Raw genomic sequence first — 21,102 nt, 5'->3', positions numbered from 1 at the left:
AATATTGTAAAGTTCTCCGCACTGCAAAATATAAGCACTTAATACGATACGCCGCATAAAGGGGGTATAAGTTTATTACATTAATACTTTATGCTAGAGAGAATTACATGTCTTGCTAGTGTGTGTTTTGTCAGCAAAATAGCAGCTTATTTAGCCAACATATGCGAGTGAGGATGATGAAACTATTTTTGTTTCGCATATAACAGGCTGACAGTTTATTTGACTATACTGGTTAATTATCGCAATAACCTATTCATAGAGGTGACTCTAACGTCCCTTGATATATCCATAAACTTGGGCGCAATAGTAACCAGTAAATTGTTATGGTGTCCCTTATAACAAAGCGTTGTATATAATAAAGAATGACGCTTAATCAGCGCATTGATTTTGCTTTAACCGCGTTTTCACTTCAATCCATTGGCTCATGTATTTCGCACTGTTGATTGTATGATGTTGTATTACCTGTCCTAAAAAGTGTTGCTGACGATGTTTCGTCAAATTCGACATAATGACGTCAATACAATGCATTAATTGTTTAGACTGTTGTGTGTAGTTAAATATTGATGAATATAGAGGCTGACTCCGATTACTGGCCAGCGTCCATTTGTTTTCATTTGTATATAGGGCAATGGATGATTGAATAAAGTCATTAGTTGACGATTGAATGTTATTTATAGCGCCGGGCCACAAGTCAAATTTATCTGACGGCTGGTTCGTTAAATAGGTGACATCAGAAGCATCGTTACACGGCATTGTTATCATATTTTTTGCATCAGAATTACACTTGTCGTTTATCTCGTCAGTTTTAGGTAATAATCCTTCTGCGCCAATGTCCGTGGTAACCGATGGTGTGCTGCATTGCATAGCATCTACCAATTTTCCTTTAATACCGGCGCCAAAATTCAATGGAGCTAATAAAACACGAGCGTCACCAATAACTTCTTTCGCATCTTGTACATAACCGTGTACCAAAAATCCCTGTTGTTTATTTTCCAGTAGTTTTGCTTTAGGTGTTAGATACGAACCATAAATATGACAGCGAGCATTGGGCAATGCTCGCTGTATGGGGGGCCAAATTTTTTGTTTTAGGGTAAGCACTGCATCCCAATTTGGTGCGTGTCTGAAACTGCCTATACTAATAAAGTCAATTCGTTGTGCATAAGATTTTGTCGAGTTCACGGTTAATTCAGGGAGTAGAAAAGGGCAGTAATGCAGAAGAGTATTGGGTATTAAAAATACCCTTGTGAGCAATTGACACTCATAATCAGAGAGCAAGATACTGAGGTCGCAGCGTAAAATTGATGCTAATTCCCTTTTACAAATATCACTGTATAAATAATTATTGACTTGCTTGGGCATATCAGCATTTACGGTGCTTTTGTTAGTATCTTTGTATGCTTGTTGGCGGGCATCACGCAAAAAATGCAGATCTTCACAATCCAGTATTTTCATGCACTGAGGTGCAGATGAAGAAACACGCCATCCGAATTGCTCTTCACTAATAAAACGATCAAAAACCGTAATATTTGGCGCATACCGACACACAAAAGTATCAAAACTACTGTCATTTAAGGTTATTGATTGCTCCTTAACACCTATTGCCGTTAATGCAGCTGAATGCTCTGATTTGTCAGCGGCACAAGCAAACGTGACTTCGTAGCCATTGCTAATAAATAAATTTATATAGCTGAGTATATTTTGTCCAGCGGCGGTAGATGTAGGCTCCGGCCATACTAAACCAACAAATAGAACTCTATTATTCGACTGTTCTGACACAATTACGCCCACCTTTCTTCGCTTTATACAAAGCAGAATCTGCGCGTTTAATAGCCGCTTTAAAGTCATTACTACCAAGCGAACTCTGTGCAATACCAAAACTACAGGTGACCTTTACAATTTCCTGTTTTACAGGAGCATGCCGTCTATTTTTTGACTCCGAGGCAGACTTTTGTGGCCTATTCTGTATCCGGATAGCCATAGGATAGGATTCCAACTGCACGCGCAAATCTTCAATTGTCTCACGAACATCATCAATGTACTTTCCATCAAACACTAATGTAAACTCTTCGCCGCCGTATCGAAAAGCTCGGCCTCTATTCCCCGTTTTTGCTATTTTGCTAGCGACAAGTTTGATCACATCATCGCCTGCATCATGCCCATATTTATCATTGAAGTTCTTGAAAAAATCGATATCTATCATCACAACGGCAAATTGACCAGAGACCTCCTGCGCATACTGTGTAAGTGAACGCCGGCCAGGGATCCCAGTTAATTCATCATTGAACGCCATGTTTCGACTCGTAATGATAGCAGAAAATAGACACAGAACACTGCCCAGAATTGCAAACAAAATAATACTTAGTGAAGACACATAAACCATAGCTAACGCTGCTAGAGAGGCAATCGCGAGTAAATAGACATTGTGTAACGACTTAATCAGTAAAATAACGAGCACCATTGTACTGATGCTAATTAATACAAACTGCAGTGGTGATAACAAGAAGTTTTGAAATGGCGGTTTAATCCCCATACTGCTCAATGCGCGCTCTACAACATGTAATATAGGCAAATCCAATTTAGCAATAACCAAACTAAAAAATCCCCACGCGATCACGCTGCCAAAAAGATAAATAACACTTTTGAGTATTCTGTGGGCTGGAATTTTAATGAGACCAAAAATCGGTAGTAAGGTAATAAAAGACAACAATAAATGTTTGCTATCGGCCACGATTTTTAGATTTTCATTAGACACTTTTAAACCGGGAATAATATAAAAATGTGAGATGGTGATAAAGGCGATTATACTTGCGACGTACATGGTTAAAGCTTGCCGCATCGCCAGATTGAGTATAATAATAAACATCAGGCTTATGCACACAAAAGGGACAAGACTCGCGACTGGGAATGACAGTAACGATAGGAATGATGTCGTATTATGGATAATCAAAAACATCAAGCAAACAGACAGTATTGCCACAAAAATGATAGGAAACGCCGTTCTATTTGCGGACATAACTCTTCTTATTTTTAACTGCTTGCATTGCTAGGTGCCTTTTCCAGAAGTCATATTATGCTATTGATATTTTATCAATATAGCGGCGCGTAACTACGATGATATCACTATATAATTCAGCGGTTTACTAATAGTTTATATTTTGACACTATTAAGCAGACGACAAAAGTGTCAAAAACACACGCAAGCTGCAAACTATATACCTAGTGTATGGTCACTTTCTGCATGAGTTTATTCTATCCGTCAATCAAACATCAGACTGAGTTGTGGATATCGCCTGCATAACTGCAGGTTTTCATACAATAATAGGTATATCCCTTGAAGTAACCAGTAGATTAGTGTAAAAAAATATTATTAGCTATTAAACGAGCGTATTATTAAACACATTAAGTGTGAGTGTTTGGTGTTGGGGTGATTCAATCTTCACCAGAAAATTGAAAATGTTTAAAAAGGCAATTATGAACGCAATTGATTATGCAAAAAAGGTATCTGACTTATTCGCTGTGCCAACGACTGCTGTCAGAGTTAAAAGTTTAATTGATGACGATCGTTCTGATGCAAATAGCATATCTGCGGTTTTACAGACCGACCCAGGCTTAGCTGCGCACATCCTCAAACTAGCCAATAGCGCAATTTATCGCTTTCCAAGAAAGATAGATAAGTTACAAAGAGCCATTCAGGTTATTGGTACCTCTGCAGTTTATGATTATGCATTGGTATTTGGCTTATCAAATGCGTTTAGTAAAGAGCAAAGTCAATTTGTCGACTTGGATAAATTCTGGGAACAAAGCGTTAGTTGCGCAATTTTAGCTAAACACTTTGCTGTCTCAAAAGGCATCAAAGATCCCGATAGGTTATTTGTTAATGGTCTTCTGCACAATATTGGTGAGCTAGTCGTTTTAAAATTGGACCCAACGTTGGCACAAGATTGTGCGCGCTTTGATGCAAAACTCAATCCAAAAGAATGTCAGTACGATGTGCTTGGTTTCACTTACGCTGAAATTTCAGCAGCCTTGGTGCAGCAGTGGTTGCTTCCGGATTCGATTGTATCGGCCATTGCAACGCAGCATCACGACGATTCAGCGGCTGAAACGCCAGAGGTTCAAATTATGCAGTTAGCTTATGAACTGTCTATTATTAATACCTTCCCACAGCATTATAATTTCGAAACACATTTACCATTTTTTATGTTTGAATCACTGAACCTAAGTCGTGATGACATTGAGGAAGCACTTGATACTACTAATTACCAAGTTGAACAAGTTATTCACTTATTCAATCCTGATGCATTTCAAGTAGCTTAGCTAAAAAATAGCTAAACTAAATAATGCTCAGTCAAATATTGCAACGGTTTGTCTACTAATCGCGATAAGTTCACCCTCTTTATCCCATATATTTGCTTCAGTATGACCATATCCATCTGCTGCTTGACGTGTGTGGGCTTGGTAAGCCAACCACTCATTACCGGAAATCGGTCTTTGTGGATGAATAAATTCTAAATTCCAACTAACTGAACTCCCGGGTGCTGGTGCATTCAGCATCTGCAAAAGTGTCGGAGGCCAAGCATCAATAATACTAATAAGGTGAGCGTCAGTAAAAATTGTGGGGGCCTTTTTGAACCTCAACCAGCCGTGATAATTCGAGGTTTTTTGCGCTGTAAAAGACATTCCGCCTTCTTGAATTGATAAATCTAGGTGTTCTAAAAATGCCGGTGTTACCTTTTCAGCATCAGCAATAATGCCTTCCCGCAATGGTGACGGTATGTTGTGAGTGTCTTGGTTTGGTACTGAAATGGTTGACACTCGACTATTTCCAAAGCAAATTTGCGAAACAACACAGGTTTTATTTTCTTGTATGGCTCTTACCATCACTTGGCTGACATTCTTTCCCTCACGCAGAATTTCAACGGTAATGGTAAAAGTTTTCTCCGTCATTAGTGGCCCAACAAAGTTAGTGGAGTTGGACCGCATTACTCTGGTTAGATCAACATATTCTCGCGCTGCTGCATATAACAAACCGGCTGATAAACCACCATAGACTGTAAGGCCTTGTGACCACCCTGAAGGTATTATTAATACTAAATTTGGATTGGATTTTTGTGTTTTTGCTAATGCGAGTAATTCATCAATATGCATCGATTACGCTTACTCTTAACTGGTCTAATGACACTAGTCTGTCTGCAATGATCTGGAGTTGCAAGCAACTTCAACCTACTTATACTTATGTTCACAAATCATTAACATCAAGTGGCAAAGTCACCATAGCTGATTCAATATGGAGTTTAAATACAAATTTGGAGTAATTGTGGCTGATTCAATGGAAATACCTGATGTATCAAAAGGGGCTGAGGATATACGGCCATCTCGGGCCTATCGTAACTATGTACTTATCATCTTAACGCTAGTGTATGCATTTAATTTTATAGATAGGCAAATTATCGGCATTCTATCGCCTTTTATCAAAGTGGATTTAGGCTTAGATGATGCTCAACTCGGCTGGCTTAAAGGTTTTGCATTTGCATTATTATATACCGTGGTCGGAATTCCTATTGCTTGGTTAGCCGACCGCTATAATAGAGTCAACATTATTGGTATTTCCTTAACACTTTGGAGCGGTTTCACCGCGCTTTCGGGTTTTGCTGCCAATTTTTGGCAATTAGCCATATTACGAGTTGGCGTTGGTATTGGTGAAGCAGGCGGCAGCCCTCCTAGTCATTCTATTCTGTCAGATTTGTTTGATAAAACTGAGCGCGCAAAAGCCCTTGCATTCTATTCTTTGGGTATACCGTTTGGGATTATGACCGCCTATTTTGCAGCTGCATTTTTTCTTGATGGCGGCTCAGCCGATTGGCGTACTGTTATGATCAGTGTCGGACTGCCAGGCATTTTGTTAGCTATTTTGATGAAACTCACGGTCAAAGAGCCACAAAGGGCGCGAGTATCGCATGGTCCTCAACAAATGGAATTTATGGTATCGGTAAAACGTTTACTAAAAATCCCGACTTGGTGGGGAATGTGCTTAGGAATTTCTTTCGGCTCATTTGGTAACTATGCAATATCAACTTGGATTATTGACTTTTACGTTCGAATACATCCGGATATGCCAATTCAAGAGCTATTAATTGTTTTCGGTATCGTGAATGGAACTGCTTATGCTCTGGGTGTTTGGTTAGGCGGAGTAATTGCCGACAAGTGGGGTAGGAAATCTAAACGGGCATATGCATTGTTACCTACGATTGCCTTGATTATTGGTGTGCCTTGTTTCTACTTCTCTCTGCAAGTTGGTAGCGTTTGGCTGTCAATTGGTTTAATGACGGTGATGCTTTTCGCTAGCGGAATGTATTTAGGCCCGTGTTTTGCGATTGCGCAAACGCTGGCACCGGTTAATGCTCGGGCTATGTCTACGGCGTTGTTCTTCTTTGTGTTGAACATTATCGCACTGGGTGGCGGCCCAACAATTGTTGGGCTTTTAAGCCAGTCTTTGTCAGCAACGATGGGCGAAGCTGAAGCCTTGCGAACATCCCTAAGTTGGCTGTTATTACCTTATCTATTGTCTATAGCCACATTCTATTGGGCTTCCACTAAAATAGAACATGATTGGGATGAAGCTGAAAGGATGCAGGCGCTAGACTAACCGCCTGTCATTTACATCGCTTGCTATACTTTCTCCCTGTTGTAATCTAAGGATGGCGAGTTCGCTTTCGTTCGCCATCGTTTCGTCCCAATGTTGCAATTTAGGTTGCATTAATTTGTACCAAAGAGGTGGCAATAGTACGAGTACTATTGTCGAAATGTAGCCACCAATCATGACCGGTGCATCAGGCATGGCTTCCAATTTTTCGAAGGGTACTGCGCCTTTTGCATGATGGTGACTATGACGAGGCAAATTAAACATTGCCCAACAACTTACTTTTCTATTGGTATTCCATGAATGTTTTGGCATCACGCGCTCACGAGGGTGGCGAACTAAACCGTAATGTTCCATGTAATTTACAATTTCAAGTGTAATTTTTGCAACTAAACCCACACCAGAGACAAAAAGTACGCCTTGCCAACTACCCACTAGAAACACAAATCCTAACCACGCAGCTGTCATTAACCAACCGGTAATGAATTGATTATGTAAGCTGAGAACTCGTTGCTTTTTTCGATTAAGTCGTTTTACTTCTATCTGCCAAGCTGATTTGTTAGTACCCCATATCGCGATCGGCACATGTTTATAAATAGAACGTCCACGCGGAGCAGTCACTGGATCATTTTCGGTAGCAACATGGACGTGGTGATTAAATACATGCTCAATTGAAAAGCTGGCATCAAAACTAAGCGCCATTAAACAACGTCCCGTTGTTACCGCTTTTTTATTACCAATTCGATGTATTAATTCATGACCAACAACGGTTGCGATACCACTAAGCATGAGGCCACAAAAAATAACGGCGACAAAAATTTCAATAATCGACGTGTTTGCTTTGGCTGCAACAAAATCATATTCGACATTAGCAGATAGCCAATGCATTGCAGCCCAATCATATGGTGTAACCAGCCAAATACAAACCGTCAATAAAATAAAAGTAGTTGGAACTGATGCATATAGCATTGCGTTCAGTGCCCACTTTTTTGTTAAGTTGGGTTGACTCAGATCTTCACCAAAAAAGGTATCACCGATAATATAAAATGCAATAAAAATACCAAATCCGAATAAAATCCAATACTGCGCAAAAAGGACCGCGGTGACCCCCAGCAAAGTAGTAATAAAGTAATTAGCGAATTTTAAATAGTGAAACATGTCATTTCTCCTTTTTTGATGCTGTTACGTTGTCACGCTTTCAAGCAATGAATAATAGCAATACATGCCATCAATTAGTCATTTATTGCCAAATTGTTATTTTTAGCGTAATTTAAATATGCGTTCGTTCGATTATTTTTATGCAGAGCATCAACCCTACATTGGAAAAATAGACTCAATGACTGACAATATTAGCTTACCAACCTATTATTTTGGACACGTAATAAGTGTGCTAAAACAATCAGGTATTGGTATTGAAAAGTGGCTTGCGTCGCAACGATTAGACTTGGCTAAGTTATTAGAAGCAGACGCTAGAGTGAGTGTGCAGCAGTTTGATGGTTTAATTAAAACCGTTATTGGAACTCGCGGATTCGAAGACCTAGGATTATCAGTGGGTAAAAGGTTAGAAATTGCACATCATGGTGATTTTGGTTTAGCTATATTGAACAGTGCCACTTTACGCCAAGTGCTTGACTTTCACGTTAAGTTTTTACCAATTAGAGTGCCCCTGATAAAACTGAATTACGATATTGATGGGTCACAAGTATTGGTGACGTTAACAGATGAACATTGGCAGGGGAGTCTTCACCGCGCGGTTATTGAAGCTGTAATGATAGCAATTGTGAATATGTTGCATGTAATTAAGTTTCAAGACAATAGTCAATTGCTTATCGATGTGGTTAAGTTTGATTACGCTAAACCCAACTATGAGCAAAAGTATCAATACATTAAAGCAGCCAAGCTTGAATTTGATAAACCGAATTGCTCATTGCTTTTTTCAAAGCAATTTATTGATAAACCGTTGGCCTCGGCTGATGACTTTAGTTTCCAACGTGCAGTACTTAACTGTCAAAAAGAACTAGATTCTTACTTACATCAAAACTTAAGCACGCGATATCGCGTGATAAGATTGCTAAAACAAGATGATGGTATAGGCTTAAGCTTAGACGATATTGCACAACAATTGCACATCAGCAAACGGTCTTTACATCGCTCCCTTGAAAGGGAAGGAACGAGTTTTAAGTTATTGCTACAAAAAATAAAAATCGACCGCGCAGTGACATTACTTCAGCACGGGAAAACAGTGACCGAAGTTGCCGATTTATTAAACTATTCAGATTGCGCTAACTTTACTAGAGCGTTCAAAACATGGTTTGGCGTTGCTCCTAAAGAATGGATAGCAAGAAACAGGGTAACAAATGCAACAAAGTGAAACGCCGAACAATAAAAGTGACAAGGAACTCATTCTACACTTCGCTCATGCTAATGGATTTCCGGCAAATAGCTATGCAAAACTGTTTGCTAATCTAAGTGATAGTATTGAACTAATAGCTTTAGATAAATTTGCTCATAACCCGGAGTTTCCATTAAACAATAATTGGGAAAATCAAGTCAATGAACTTATTCAGTATGTTCAAACCAAACAAGCAGCAATAGATTCTAACTTGCCTGTCGTGTTAGTTGGACATTCATTTGGCGCCGTGATCTCTTATTTAGCCTGTTGTAAAAAGCCTGCCATGTTTTGTGGTTTGATTATGCTGGATCCGCCTTTAATGACGGGTCTCGCGGGCTGGGTATTCAAGCTTGCGAAGAAGAGTAAACTTATTGATAAAATAACGCCTGCAGGTAAGACTAAAATGAGGAATACAAAATGGCACCATAAAACGGACCTGGTACAGTACTTTAAGCAACGAGCGCTGTTTAAAAATATGGACGTTGATTGCATTGCTGACTATGTTAACGCTGTAACTCGTGAGCATCAGGGGCAAAGATTACTGCATTTTGATGTGCAAGTAGAAGCTGATATTTTTAGAACAATTCCCGATAATATGCATAAGCACTATGGTAAATTACAAATCCCTAGTTATTTGCTAACGGGCAAGTACACTGACGTATGTATTCCGCAGCTTCGAAATCGTTTCATTAAAGGCAATGCGGGAATTACACATGAGGAATTTGATTTTGGTGGGCATATGTTCCCACTTGAAAGACCAGTTCAAGTAGCATCTCGAATCAATACCTTGATTGCTGGTTTTCTTGCTAAATAATAAATAATATTTTTTTACAAAAAGTAGTTATAAAAGTAGTTATAAAAAGCTGTTATAAAATACCATTTTAAACGATGTGACCGTTATTATATCGTAACGTAGGCTTTGACATTAGAAAGGGGCAAACGCCCCTATATAAAGACTCTTTAAAAAGGAATTAAAGGTTTTCTAATTCAGTTTTCGTGACTAATACGACACCATTCTCGGAAACTCTAAAGCCTCTTGCTCTGTCATCATCGTGATTATACCCAATCACAGTGCCCTCAGGAATTTGACAACCGCGATCAATAATAGCTTTCTTTATTCTTGAGCCTGCACCAATAGTTACCTCTGGCAGCACCACGGTCTGTTCAACTCGACTACCTGAATTTACTCTTACATTACTAAAGCATATGCTCTCAATTAACGTGGAACCAGATATAATACAGCCACCAGAAACGACTGAATTTAGCGCGTCACCTCGATTTTCGCTGCTCTCCATAACAAACTTAGCGGGCGGTAGTTGTTCTTGGTAAGTCCAAATAGGCCATTGTTTATCATATATATTCAAAGCAGGAACAGGAGTAACTAATTCCATGTTAGCTTCCCAGTATGAGTCAAGCGTACCAACATCTCGCCAATACGAGTCATCTTTGCTACTTTTTGAAAATTCAAAGGCGTACACGTCATGATTGTCGATAATCGCTGGAATGATATCTTTGCCGAAGTCTCTTTCTGAGCCCTTTTTTTGCGAGTCGCGTTCTAGTTGTTCGAATAGAAAAGCGGTATCAAAAACATAGTTACCCATAGATGCTAAACAATAACCAGGTGAACCTGCTAGTGGCGTTGGCTCTGAGGGTTTTTCAGCAAACTCAATTATCTTACTATTCTCGTCAATTGATATAACTCCAAACGCATTTCTAGCTTGCTCAATAGGCACTGCTATTGTGCTGACTGTCATTTTTGCGCCAGACTCAACATGTTGTGCAAGAATATGGCCATAGTCTTGGCGATAAATATGGTCACCGGACAATACCATTACATATTTTGGTAGCTCATCTCTTATAATATCAATATTTTGATACACGGCGTCGGCTGTACCTTGATACCACTCTTCTGAAAAGCGTTGAGAGGCTGGTAGAATTTCGACTGATTCGCCTAGTTCTTTTTTAAAATGCCCCCAACCGCGCACCAAATGCCTAATTAACGAGTGTGACTTGTACTGCGTGAGGACACCTATATTGCGTATCCCTGAATTTACACAATTGGATAAAGGAAAGTCGATAATACGAAATTTACCGCCGAAATATAGAGCCGGTTTGGCCCGCCAGTCTGTCAGTTCATATAACCTAGAGCCTCTACCACCAGCTAATACAAGTGCATAAGTGTCTTTTGTTAAATTACTAATATAGCGTTCGTTATTATTTGTAGGCATTTAGCATTCCTTTATAAAACCCAAAAGAAAAAGTTTATTAACCGGCTATAAAACCCTCTAAAAAGAGGTTATTAAGCTGCAATGTTAAAAATTTATACTTAATTCAATATACACAAATTTTAAAAATGTTGTGTATAAATTATGGCTATTTATTAGTCTGTTAGAACGTTTATTTCTTCAATAGCAGCGACATTACCCTTTTGCCCAACACTTTGGTGCCATAAGCAAAAGAACTCTTTGGTAATTGCTTGTTGAATTTTTAAGTTTAGTTCTACGGGGCAAAATAAGTCAATCGTTATGCAAATCTTGGCAAACTGGTTTGTATGCACATGGAAACTAGGCTCGATACTAATAAAATCAATATCCATTCTTTTTTCAATGAATTTTTTATAACGCTCTGCCACATCGGCAAAATCTTCGAAGTACTCTTGTGCGCTTATCTCTAATTTATCAATAATTGGATTGATATCAATTAAGGGTTCACAGGTTATTGTGAAATGATTCATGCTGTATCGCCTTAAGAAATTTAAGTTCTTAACTGTTTTAAGGAGGAGTTGATTATTTGGAACAAATAAATGCTTTCCCGTATAGCTATTAGACTGCAAATCAACTTCGAGCATGGTTATTTTGGTCCAGTCAGAACCAATAACTTCACCGACACCATCTTGTACTTGTATCCAGTCTCCGATGCGAAAGGGACGTGCACTTAAATAGTAAAAATAACCGATGAAGCATTGAATAAACTCTTTGGTAGCAAATACGATTGCAAACATAAATGCTGCGAGGGAAAGGGCAAACTGTTGTATTTCGCTAGACCACAGCACCAGTATAAAAAAAACTAAACTGATATTGAGGGAGTTATTTGACGTGTTTACTTGTGAGCGATAATTCTTATTAAGCTTTTTACCTCTATCGACCAGAACACGTTTCAAGATTGAATTAATCACACCAACTAAGATAATAAGAGAGACCGAAATAATCGTCTTTTGTAGGTTGGTATTTTCTAGGTAGACAATAAGTTGGTCTACTAACATGGACGTGTAACACCTTTTAAACGAGCTAGTGAATTGTAACGTAAGAGTAACAGATTGCTTAGCTAAACGCGAAATACGAATACCAAGCCAAGTTAACTAAAATTATTAATATAAACAGAACAATAAAATAGGAATTACAGTAATATTGAGTCTACATAAGAGAGGTTTTGTGAACAAAAAAAGCATTAAATTTCGTATTATTGTTGCACTTGTCTTAAGCAAGGTGACTGATATTTTGTTGTCGGCTAAAACAACACTGCCTACATTGTTGAATACTCTCGGCGCTCCATCTTGGATGCTCGGTTTGTTGGTTCCGCTTCGAGAATCCGGATCTTTGCTACCTCAAGCTTTGATTAGTGACTGGCTTATAACCAAACATAGTCGTCGCTTGCCATGGATAGTCAGTATGTTAACGCAAGCTTTTTTTATTGCCATGATGATATTCGTACCACTTTTCGTACTGCCATTATTCATGGATCAAGCAAGCCGAGGTTATGCATTGAGCTGTGGACTGCTGGTGTTAGTTGCACTAACTGGATTAAGCTTGGCCAGAGCAATGACCTCTCTCACAATGAAAGATATTCAGGCTGGGCACTTAGATAAAGGAAAGCGTGGCAATGTTGTCGGAATTGCTGCTACTGCTGCGGGTGTTTTGTCTCTATTATTTGCTGTATTTACCCTTTTTTCAGGCAAAATGGATGAACAAGTTATACTGATAATCGCCGTATTATGCGTTGCCGCAATGCTGGTCAGTGTGCTGACTTTAAAAAATCTAGAAACAAAGGTAGAAGGCAGACGCTGTGATGGCGATAATGCAACAAAGGAAAACCTAACTGCAGCGAAAATAAAGTCTTATATTGCTACGTTTTCAGGTCAACTCGGGCTATTTATCTTAGTTAGGTCGTGTTTTGTGCATACCGCACTAATTGCGCCATTTTACATTATTTGGGCCAGTAGCTTATCGTCACACAATGGCTTAATTACATTACCCGGTTTTATAATAGCGCAAGCGTCAGCGAGCATTTTATCTTCTTATACTTGGGGGACGCTTTCTGATCATAATGCGAAATTAACCATGCAATTGGGTGCACTCTTAGTTTTATTGGTGTGTTTAGCAACGGTGTTTATTATTCAGTTTGAGCTTACTCAGTTTATCTATTCAATTTGGTTTGTTGTTGGCTATTTTTTGATAAGTGTCGGCCATAATGGGGCTCGTTCTGGCAGAAAAATATATGCCTTAGATATCAAAGAAGGGGCAAACAGAACAGAGTTTATTGGCAAGGCTAACACAGCAATTGGAGCCGTTATTCTATTATTGGGTGCGTTTTACGCAATCTTAACATTTGCCGGAAATCTTATTTTGTTTTCAGTGATTGCCTTGGGGCTGATCATCGGTTTGTTACTCAGTACATCCATGAAAAATGAAAAATGAAAAATTTATAGAGAACAGTCGTTTCTGATTTTTTTATTTCGCAGATTAAAACGTTATAAGCAGATTAAGCCTGTTTAAGGTGCCGCTTCGCCCACTTTTGAGCCGTTATTACGGTTTAACTTAGCGGATATTGATTTTCCTACCTGAATCAGCTGTTCTAGATTTATTCCAGTGTCTATGCCCATATTATGCAGCATATAGACCACATCTTCGGAAGCGACATTGCCCGAAGCGCCTTTGGCATATGGGCAGCCACCGAGACCCGCTACAGAGCTATCAATAACGCTTATACCAAGTTGAATAGCAGTTAATATATTCGCCAGCGCTTGACCATAAGTGTCATGGAAATGGACGGCTAATTGATTACTCGGAATAACCTGCAAACAAGCTTCAATGAGGGCTTTGGTTTTTAATGGGGTACCAACGCCGATGGTATCACCCAATGAAATCTCATAACATCCCATATCCAGTAGCGCTTTACTAACCCAGACAACGTCCTTAATTTGTATGTCGCCCTCATAAGGACAGCCCATTACGCAAGAAACGTAGCCACGTACTGGAATATTATGTTTTTTTGCTTTTTCCGCAACAGGCGCAAATCGTTCGAGACTTTCTTTAATACTACAATTAGTATTTTTTTGTGAAAACGATTCAGAAGCCGCACCAAAAATAGCTACTTCTTGGGTATTAACTTGCATGGCCAAGTCGAAACCTTTCAGGTTTGGTGTTAATGCGCTGTAGCGTTTGCCGTCAAAGCGTTTTATTGCTCGCATAACTTGATCTGAAGAAGCCATTTGCGGCACCCATTTGGGAGAAACAAAACTCCCTGCTTCAATGCGTTTAAAACCGACCAATGATAATTGGTCTATAAAATCGATTTTGTCTTGTGCGCTTAAGCTTGTTTTTTCATTTTGCAGACCGTCACGCGGACCTACTTCAACAATGTCGACTGTCTTTGGTAGTAAATCAAACATAGATATCACCTTGTTTATGGCTTTAAAAGCGCATTAGCTATTTTCATCATCCGCCGTAATATCAATCAAAGCAACACCACCACTGACTAAATCACCTTGCTTAAAGAAGCATTCTGCTACTGTGCCATCATATGGGGCTTTAATACTGTGTTCCATTTTCATGGCTTCGACAATAATTAGCTGTTGCCCTTTTTTTATCTTATCACCTGTTTTCACTAGCAGTGCAACCACAGTACCGTTCATAGGTGCGACGACCGAGTTGGCGTGATCATCTTCACCAATTTCGCCTAAATCAGCAGCTTGAATTTGCGCAGTCAGCATCCCCTGTGGTGTAAATAAGCTTATTTCAGCGTTATTAAACATGATAGGTAACTTTGCTTTAACCCCATTTAAGCTAAATGACAGTGTGTCGTTAGTGATGCTTCCAGATACCACATGTTGCTTACCGTTGTTATTTAAAGTCCATTGATTAGGGCTGCTCATTGTGGTGCTAATTGTATGGACTTTATCATTAACAATAAATTCAATAGACGGCTGATGGATTAAGTTGCTGCGAAAGCTGTCGTGTATGTCCCACGGCGTATTATTAGCGCTGTGCTTGCAATCTGCTTGTCCAGACAATAAATAACCCAGCGCGATAGCGGGTAAATAGCTATCGACCTCTACAATTGTCGCTGTGCTTATGCTGTCGTTATGACGCTCAATAAAGTCAGTGGTTAATTGCGCTTGCTTAAAAGGCATTGAACCTGCAATTCTGCGCAGATAATCAATATTGGTTGTAACACCGCCAATCGCATAATGTTGTAAACAGGTTTCTAATCTGGATAACGCTTTTTCACGGGTTTCGTCCCAAACAACCAATTTTGCGATCATTGGATCGTAATAAATGGATACCTCATCACCTTGCTCGACACCGGTGTCGATTCTTACCTTGGCATTGGTTATTGGCGTTTTTAGCAGTTGCAATATACCAGTGGCTGGCAAAAAATCATTATTTGGGTCCTCTGCATAAATGCGAGCTTCAAAAGAATGACCTTGTATTGCTAGTTGAGACTGAGTTTTTGGCAGCGTTTCATTATTCGCAACACGTATTTGCCATTCAACCAAATCTTCTCCGGTGATCATTTCAGTCACGGGATGCTCAACCTGTAGTCTCGTATTCATTTCCATAAAATAGAAACTGCCATCAGTATCGAGCAGAAACTCTACGGTGCCGGCGCCAGAATAATTAATAGCAAAGGCAGCCTTTAATGCTGCTTCACCCATGCTGGCACGAAGTTCTTCAGACATATTTGGGGCAGGGGCTTCTTCGATGACTTTTTGATGGCGACGTTGAATTGAGCAATCGCGCTCGAATAAGTAGACACCGTTTTTATGATTATCACAAAATACTTGGATTTCAACATGGCGCGGTTCAGTAAGATATTTTTCCACTAGCATTTTGTCATCACTGAAACTCGACATTGCCTCGCGTTTTGCTGCTGCTAAAGCGTCATCAAATTCTGGCTCCGACCAAACTTGACGCATCCCTTTACCACCGCCACCTGCCGTGGCTTTTAGTAATACTGGATAACCCATGTCATTGGCACTTTGTTTAATTAAAGCTGGGTTTTGATCGTCACCGTGATAACCAGGCACTAAGGGAACACCTGCTTGGTGCATGATTTGTTTGGCAGCTGACTTTGAGCCCATCGCCTTTATGGCTTCGATAGTTGGCCCAATAAAAATAATGCCTTGCTCTGCACAGGCTTCTGCAAATTGCGCGTTCTCAGATAAAAAACCGTAACCGGGATGGATAGCATCTACATTCAATTCTTTGGCTTTTTGCAAAATTAAATCGCCGCGCAAGTAACTATCTTTAGAGGGGGCGGGGCCGATGCAAACGGCCTCATCAGCTTGTGTTACATGCAATGCGTTAGCGTCAACCTCTGAATAAACAGCAACGGTTGCTATACCCATAATTTTTGCTGTTTTTATGACGCGACAGGCAATTTCGCCTCGGTTAGCAATCAGTATTTTCTTGATCATGCTTTTTTCCAATTCGGTGCGCGCTTTTCTACAAACGCAGTTAACCCTTCTTGCCCTTCGTCGGAAACGCGAACAGTAGCTATTAGATCGCTCGTTTCTTCAATAAGCAGCGGATCAATCGTGCGGCGGCTGATGCTATTCACGAGATTTTTAGCAATCGCAACGGATCTTGGTCCATTTTTAAGAACCAGTGACACAATATTTTCGACACTAGAGTCGAGTTCTTCTTCACTAACAGCTTCGCTTAGCAAACCGATGCGTCGAGCTCTTCGCGATGACATAACTTCAGCGGTCATAAAATAGCGTTTAGCTAATCTTGGACCAATTGCCTCAATGACATAAGGGCTTATAGTTGCGGGAACTAAACCTAGTTTAACTTCACTTAAACAAAATTTGCTTAACTTGCTACCAATTGCAATATCACAACAAGCAACTAAACCCACTCCACCGCCATATACAGCGCCTTGCACCTTAGCAATAGTCGGTTTATTTAGCTTATATAGAGTACTAAAAAGCTTAGCTAGTTGGCCGGCATCTTGTTTATTTTGCGCATATGAATAGCTGGCCATTTTTTTCATCCAGTTCAAATCAGCACCAGCACAAAATGATTTGCCCGTTGCTGCGAGCACCATCACTCTTATATCGGCATTCTGATGAATAGATTCAAATGCATTAATCAACTCAGCGATAACTATATCGTCAAAAGCATTGTGTACATGTGGACGGTTGAGAGTGACGGTTGCAAGGCCTCTGCCATCCACGTCTATTGTAATTGCTCGTTGTTCTGTCATCTTTTTCTCCATCTGTAAATCAGTTTCAGTTTGGTTTCATTATGTTGTTAGCACTGGCTATTATAACTAGCCCATATGACTGTTTCATGTGATGGACTGTTGTTATCGCCTTTTATGACTGACTTACATTCTGAATATACCAAATTTAGTTTCTTCTATTTCTTTATTCATAGATGCAGAAATGGCTAAGCCTAAAACACGTCTCGTGTCGGCTGGATCAATGACGCCATCGTCCCACAAACGCGCTGAAGCGTAATAAGGATGTCCTTGTTTTTCATAGGTATCAATAACTGGCTTTTTGACTGCTTGGTCTTGTTCAGCAGTCCACTCTTCACCGGCTCTCGCCGCTTGGTCTTTTTTCACTTGCGCTAACACCCCAGCAGCTTGCTCTCCACCCATAACTGAGATACGTGCATTTGGCCACATGAATAAAAATCGCGGATCATATGCACGACCACACATGCCATAATTTCCAGCGCCAAAGCTACCCCCAATAAGAATGGTGAACTTAGGCACTTTAGCACATGCAACCGCAGTTACCATTTTTGCACCGTGCTTGGCGATACCGCCTGACTCATACTGTTTTCCTACCATAAAGCCGGTAATGTTTTGCAAAAATACGAGCGCTATTTTGCGTTGTGAACATAGCTCTATAAAATGCGCACCTTTCTGTGCTGATTCTGAAAATAAGATACCGTTATTGGCTACAATACCAACGTTGAAGCCCTCTATGCGAGCAAAGCCACAAATCAGTGTTGTCCCATATAGCGCTTTAAACTCATGAAATTCAGAAGCATCTACTATGCGAGCGATTACTTCTCTGGCGTCATAGGTTTTTTTGTTATCTTTGGGGATCACGCCATATATTTCGCGAATATCATATAGCGGGGCAACAGCTGGTTTTTTGTCGGCCACCACTGGACGACTTCTATTTAAACGACCCACCGCGTCACGTGCTATCTGTAACGCATGCAGGTCATTATTGGCTAAATGGTCGACAACTCCTGATGTTCGGCAATGCACATCACCACCGCCTAGTTCTTCAGCGGTGACAACTTCACCTGTCGCAGCTTGCACAAGCGGCGGGCCGCCTAAAAATATAGTGCCTTGCTCGCGCACAATAATTGATTCATCAGCCATTGCTGGCACATAAGCTCCACCTGCGGTGCATGAACCCATGACAACGGCTATTTGAGGGATATTTTGTGCCGACAAATTGGCCTGATTGAAGAATATTCGGCCAAAGTGTTCTCTATCAGGAAAAACATCGTCCTGACGTGGAAGGTTTGCGCCACCAGAATCGACTAAATAAATACACGGCAGGTTGTTTTGTTCAGCAATGGTTTGCGCGCGTAAATGTTTCTTAACTGTCAGCGGATAATAAGTACCGCCTTTAACTGTTGCGTCGTTTGCGACAATAATACATTCAATACCAGACACTCTGCCAATACCCGCAATAACACCAGCGCAGGGGACATAATCGTCATACACTTCCCATGCAGCTAGTTGTGAGATTTCCAAAAATGCGCTGTTATTGTCAATCAATGCATTAATTCGGTCTCTGGGTAATAGCTTACCGCGGTCAGTGTGTCGTTTGCAGGCTTTTTCACCACCACCTTGGGCTACTTGGTTACAAAGGCGATTTAAGTCGTCTACTTGCATTTGCATGTGCGCCGCGTTTTCTGAAAACGCTTGGCTATTGATGTTTATATTAGAAGTAATTTTGGGCACTGATGCACCTCGTATAATGGCGTTTAAGGCAAATTTGGTATTATCACATCGTTGCATAATAACGTGAAACGGTCGCCTATTTTTAGGCGAACTTTGTTGTTGAGTATGATGGCTGTCTATGACTCATTTTTTGTGCTTCTCGTGTTATGTAGATTCTTTAAATAGCTCTCTACCAATCAGCATACGACGAATTTCGCTAGTGCCTGCGCCAATTTCATAGAGTTTGGCATCACGTAAAAGACGTCCTGTTGAATAGTCGTTGATATAGCCATTGCCACCTAATAACTGAATCGCATCTAAGGCCATTTTGGTTGCTAATTCGGCACTATATAAAATAGCACCGGCAGCGTCTTTACGCGTCGTTTCACCGCGGTCACATGAACGAGCAACAGCATAAACATAAGCTCGTGCTGCATTCATTTGAGTGTACATATCAGCCACTTTACCTTGCACCAATTGAAATTCACCAATGGATTTTCCAAATTGCTTACGGTCATGAATATAAGGTACAACAATATCCATACACGCTTGCATTATACCTAAGGGTCCACCAGATAAAACTAAACGCTCATAATCAAGACCACTCATAAGCACCTTTACGCCACCACCAATCCCGCCAATAATATTTTCGGCAGGGATCTCGCAGTCTTGTAGAACTAATTCACAGGTATTTGAAGAGCGCATCCCAAGTTTGTCTAACTTTTGTGCTTGAGTGAATCCGGGCGTTCCTTTTTCAACAATAAATGCAGTGATACCGCGTGCACCTGCTGATACATCAGTTTTCGCATAGATGATGAAGACATGAGCATCAGGCCCATTGGTGATCCACATTTTATTACCGTTCAATATGAATTTATCGCCAATTTTTTCAGCTTTTAGTTTCATGCTGACAACATCTGAACCTGCATTAGGTTCGCTCATGGCTAACGCGCCAATATGTTCACCTGAGACCAACTTAGGCAAGTATTTTTCTTTTTGTGCTTGAGTTCCATTTTTTGCTAACTGATTCACACATAAGTTTGAATGTGCACCGTAACTTAAGCCAATGCCTGCGGACGCTCTTGAAATTTCTTCCATGGCAACAGTATGCGCAAGATATCCCATGTCAGAACCACCAAACTCTTCGCTCACCGTGACCCCTAATAAGCCCATATCTCCGAATTTGGCCCAGAGATGATTTGGGAACATGTTGTCTTCATCTGCCTTTTGAGCGAGTGGGGTGATTTCACTTTGCGCGAAATTATAGACATGATCGCGAAGCATATCGATTTCTTCACCAAGACCGAAGTTTAGAGTTGGGTAGGGCGCATTCATAGGTTATTACCTCTTTGCAATTCAGTTAATTCGTCTTTACAACGCGCTTCCACGTCGTCCAGTTCAATCATGAGCATTTGTATATCATTTAGTTGTTGATTTAATACTGCTCGTTTTTGTTCAGTTATCGCCAGCATTGTTTCAAGCTGTGGAGCACTATTTAAGTTGGTATCATATAAATCAAAAAGTGTTTTGATTTCTGCTAACGAAAAGCCTAACCTTTTACCGCGAAGGATTAATTTAAGTCGAACCTTATCTTTTAAATGATATATTCGGCTTTGTCCTTGCCGTTCAGGAACTAATAACTCTTGTTCTTCGTAAAAACGGATAGAACGAGCTGTAATATCAAACAACCTAGACAGCTCGCCAATTGAATATTGCTGTTCCTGAGTCAAAAGTTTTCCTTATTATATTCTTAAGCTTTACGTTAACGTAAAGCTGAGTTAACGTAAAGCCGAGTTAACGTAAAGGTAAACCAAAGCTTAACGTAGATCAACAATATTCAATTGAAAGATGGCCTAATACTAAAGTCGGCTTT

General features: G+C 40.2%; 17 protein-coding genes. 5 read left to right on the top strand and 12 right to left on the bottom strand.

Features of this window, described 5'->3' with window-relative positions; translation table 11 throughout:
* Window positions 1–369 precede the first annotated feature (369 nt).
* Together G399_RS0102960 and G399_RS0102955 are read right to left on the bottom strand one after the other, a co-directional pair.
* Window positions 370–1,776: a glycosyltransferase gene (locus G399_RS0102960; RefSeq protein ID WP_006012562.1), complete on the bottom strand. Its 1,407-nt coding sequence runs from the start codon at window positions 1,774–1,776 to the stop codon at window positions 370–372.
* The gene (locus G399_RS0102955; protein WP_006012564.1) at window positions 1,757–3,013 is read right to left on the bottom strand and encodes a GGDEF domain-containing protein; all 1,257 of its coding nucleotides are present in this window, start codon (window positions 3,011–3,013) and stop codon (window positions 1,757–1,759) included. Before G399_RS0102955 ends, G399_RS0102960 begins: the two co-directional genes overlap by 20 nt.
* Before the next feature lie 458 nt (window positions 3,014–3,471).
* On the opposite strand from G399_RS0102955, the gene G399_RS0102950 reads away from it, so the two are divergent.
* Window positions 3,472–4,317, top strand: a complete 846-nt coding sequence (locus tag G399_RS0102950) for an HDOD domain-containing protein (RefSeq protein WP_006012566.1) — start codon at window positions 3,472–3,474, stop codon at window positions 4,315–4,317.
* 27 nt (window positions 4,318–4,344) lie between these two features.
* On the opposite strand, the gene G399_RS0102945 is transcribed toward G399_RS0102950, so the two are convergent.
* Complete coding sequence (locus tag G399_RS0102945; RefSeq protein WP_006012573.1) at window positions 4,345–5,148, bottom strand: thioesterase family protein; 804 nt, start codon at window positions 5,146–5,148, stop codon at window positions 4,345–4,347.
* 181 nt (window positions 5,149–5,329) lie between these two features.
* Between G399_RS0102945 and G399_RS0102940 the strand changes: the two genes are divergently transcribed.
* Complete coding sequence (locus G399_RS0102940) at window positions 5,330–6,646, top strand: spinster family MFS transporter (RefSeq protein WP_026843397.1); 1,317 nt, start codon at window positions 5,330–5,332, stop codon at window positions 6,644–6,646.
* Here G399_RS0102940 and G399_RS20045 read toward each other — a convergent pair.
* Window positions 6,638–7,798, bottom strand: coding sequence for an alkane 1-monooxygenase (locus G399_RS20045; RefSeq protein ID WP_006012578.1), 1,161 nt, complete (start codon window positions 7,796–7,798; stop codon window positions 6,638–6,640). The genes G399_RS0102940 and G399_RS20045 overlap by 9 nt on opposite strands.
* A gap of 178 nt (window positions 7,799–7,976) precedes the next feature.
* Between G399_RS20045 and G399_RS0102930 the strand changes: the two genes are divergently transcribed.
* Window positions 7,977–9,011, top strand: coding sequence for an AraC family transcriptional regulator (locus tag G399_RS0102930; RefSeq protein ID WP_148277426.1), 1,035 nt, complete (start codon window positions 7,977–7,979; stop codon window positions 9,009–9,011).
* The gene (locus G399_RS0102925) at window positions 8,998–9,846 is read left to right on the top strand and encodes an alpha/beta fold hydrolase (protein ID WP_006012584.1); all 849 of its coding nucleotides are present in this window, start codon (window positions 8,998–9,000) and stop codon (window positions 9,844–9,846) included. The genes G399_RS0102930 and G399_RS0102925 overlap by 14 nt, the downstream gene beginning before the upstream one ends.
* Before the next feature lie 157 nt (window positions 9,847–10,003).
* On the opposite strand, the gene glgC is transcribed toward G399_RS0102925, so the two are convergent.
* Both glgC and G399_RS0102915 read right to left on the bottom strand, forming a co-directional pair.
* Window positions 10,004–11,260: a glucose-1-phosphate adenylyltransferase gene (gene glgC, locus G399_RS0102920; RefSeq protein ID WP_006012586.1), complete on the bottom strand. Its 1,257-nt coding sequence runs from the start codon at window positions 11,258–11,260 to the stop codon at window positions 10,004–10,006.
* A 152-nt stretch (window positions 11,261–11,412) separates the two neighbouring features.
* Window positions 11,413–12,294: a mechanosensitive ion channel family protein gene (locus G399_RS0102915; protein WP_006012587.1), complete on the bottom strand. Its 882-nt coding sequence runs from the start codon at window positions 12,292–12,294 to the stop codon at window positions 11,413–11,415.
* A 169-nt stretch (window positions 12,295–12,463) separates the two neighbouring features.
* Here G399_RS0102915 and G399_RS0102910 point away from each other — a divergent pair, with 169 nt between their 5' ends.
* Window positions 12,464–13,726, top strand: a complete 1,263-nt coding sequence (locus G399_RS0102910; RefSeq protein ID WP_081585819.1) for an MFS transporter permease — start codon at window positions 12,464–12,466, stop codon at window positions 13,724–13,726.
* Between the two features lie 74 nt (window positions 13,727–13,800).
* On the opposite strand, the gene G399_RS0102905 is transcribed toward G399_RS0102910, so the two are convergent.
* The 6 genes from G399_RS0102905 to G399_RS0102880 form a co-directional block, all read right to left on the bottom strand.
* Complete coding sequence (locus G399_RS0102905; RefSeq protein WP_006012591.1) at window positions 13,801–14,700, bottom strand: hydroxymethylglutaryl-CoA lyase; 900 nt, start codon at window positions 14,698–14,700, stop codon at window positions 13,801–13,803.
* 33 nt (window positions 14,701–14,733) lie between these two features.
* The gene (locus G399_RS0102900; RefSeq protein WP_006012593.1) at window positions 14,734–16,728 is read right to left on the bottom strand and encodes an acetyl/propionyl/methylcrotonyl-CoA carboxylase subunit alpha; all 1,995 of its coding nucleotides are present in this window, start codon (window positions 16,726–16,728) and stop codon (window positions 14,734–14,736) included.
* Window positions 16,725–17,519 (bottom strand): enoyl-CoA hydratase/isomerase family protein, encoded by a 795-nt coding sequence (locus tag G399_RS0102895; RefSeq protein ID WP_006012595.1) that lies wholly within the window; start codon window positions 17,517–17,519, stop codon window positions 16,725–16,727. Before G399_RS0102895 ends, G399_RS0102900 begins: the two co-directional genes overlap by 4 nt.
* Before the next feature lie 123 nt (window positions 17,520–17,642).
* Window positions 17,643–19,250 (bottom strand): carboxyl transferase domain-containing protein, encoded by a 1,608-nt coding sequence (locus G399_RS0102890; protein ID WP_006012598.1) that lies wholly within the window; start codon window positions 19,248–19,250, stop codon window positions 17,643–17,645.
* 144 nt (window positions 19,251–19,394) lie between these two features.
* Window positions 19,395–20,564: an isovaleryl-CoA dehydrogenase gene (locus G399_RS0102885; protein WP_006012600.1), complete on the bottom strand. Its 1,170-nt coding sequence runs from the start codon at window positions 20,562–20,564 to the stop codon at window positions 19,395–19,397.
* The gene (locus G399_RS0102880; RefSeq protein ID WP_006012603.1) at window positions 20,561–20,959 is read right to left on the bottom strand and encodes a MerR family transcriptional regulator; all 399 of its coding nucleotides are present in this window, start codon (window positions 20,957–20,959) and stop codon (window positions 20,561–20,563) included. Before G399_RS0102880 ends, G399_RS0102885 begins: the two co-directional genes overlap by 4 nt.
* Window positions 20,960–21,102: the final 143 nt, after the last annotated feature.

Source organism: Brumicola pallidula DSM 14239 = ACAM 615 (assembly GCF_000428905.1).
GTDB classification, from domain to species: Bacteria; Pseudomonadota; Gammaproteobacteria; order Enterobacterales; family Alteromonadaceae; genus Glaciecola; species Glaciecola pallidula.
The sequence above is the reverse complement of the archived record's forward strand: the minus strand, read 5'-3'. Positions and strand labels throughout refer to the sequence as shown.

What these genes read in the sequence shown, in the direction of transcription:
- G399_RS20045 (WP_006012578.1), bottom strand. Translation starts at nt 7,798, where the DNA reads ATGTTTCACTATTTAAAATTCGCTAATTACTTTATTACTACTTTGCTG.
- glgC (WP_006012586.1), bottom strand. Translation starts at nt 11,260, where the DNA reads ATGCCTACAAATAATAACGAACGCTATATTAGTAATTTAACAAAAGAC.
- G399_RS0102895 (WP_006012595.1), bottom strand. Translation starts at nt 17,519, where the DNA reads ATGACAGAACAACGAGCAATTACAATAGACGTGGATGGCAGAGGCCTT.
- G399_RS0102955 (WP_006012564.1), bottom strand. Translation starts at nt 3,013, where the DNA reads ATGTCCGCAAATAGAACGGCGTTTCCTATCATTTTTGTGGCAATACTG.
- G399_RS0102905 (WP_006012591.1), bottom strand. Translation starts at nt 14,700, where the DNA reads ATGTTTGATTTACTACCAAAGACAGTCGACATTGTTGAAGTAGGTCCG.
- G399_RS0102945 (WP_006012573.1), bottom strand. Translation starts at nt 5,148, where the DNA reads ATGCATATTGATGAATTACTCGCATTAGCAAAAACACAAAAATCCAAT.
- G399_RS0102930 (WP_148277426.1), top strand. Translation starts at nt 7,977, where the DNA reads ATGACTGACAATATTAGCTTACCAACCTATTATTTTGGACACGTAATA.
- G399_RS0102950 (WP_006012566.1), top strand. Translation starts at nt 3,472, where the DNA reads ATGAACGCAATTGATTATGCAAAAAAGGTATCTGACTTATTCGCTGTG.
- G399_RS0102885 (WP_006012600.1), bottom strand. Translation starts at nt 20,564, where the DNA reads ATGAATGCGCCCTACCCAACTCTAAACTTCGGTCTTGGTGAAGAAATC.
- G399_RS0102915 (WP_006012587.1), bottom strand. Translation starts at nt 12,294, where the DNA reads ATGTTAGTAGACCAACTTATTGTCTACCTAGAAAATACCAACCTACAA.
- G399_RS0102940 (WP_026843397.1), top strand. Translation starts at nt 5,330, where the DNA reads ATGGAAATACCTGATGTATCAAAAGGGGCTGAGGATATACGGCCATCT.
- G399_RS0102925 (WP_006012584.1), top strand. Translation starts at nt 8,998, where the DNA reads ATGCAACAAAGTGAAACGCCGAACAATAAAAGTGACAAGGAACTCATT.
- G399_RS0102900 (WP_006012593.1), bottom strand. Translation starts at nt 16,728, where the DNA reads ATGATCAAGAAAATACTGATTGCTAACCGAGGCGAAATTGCCTGTCGC.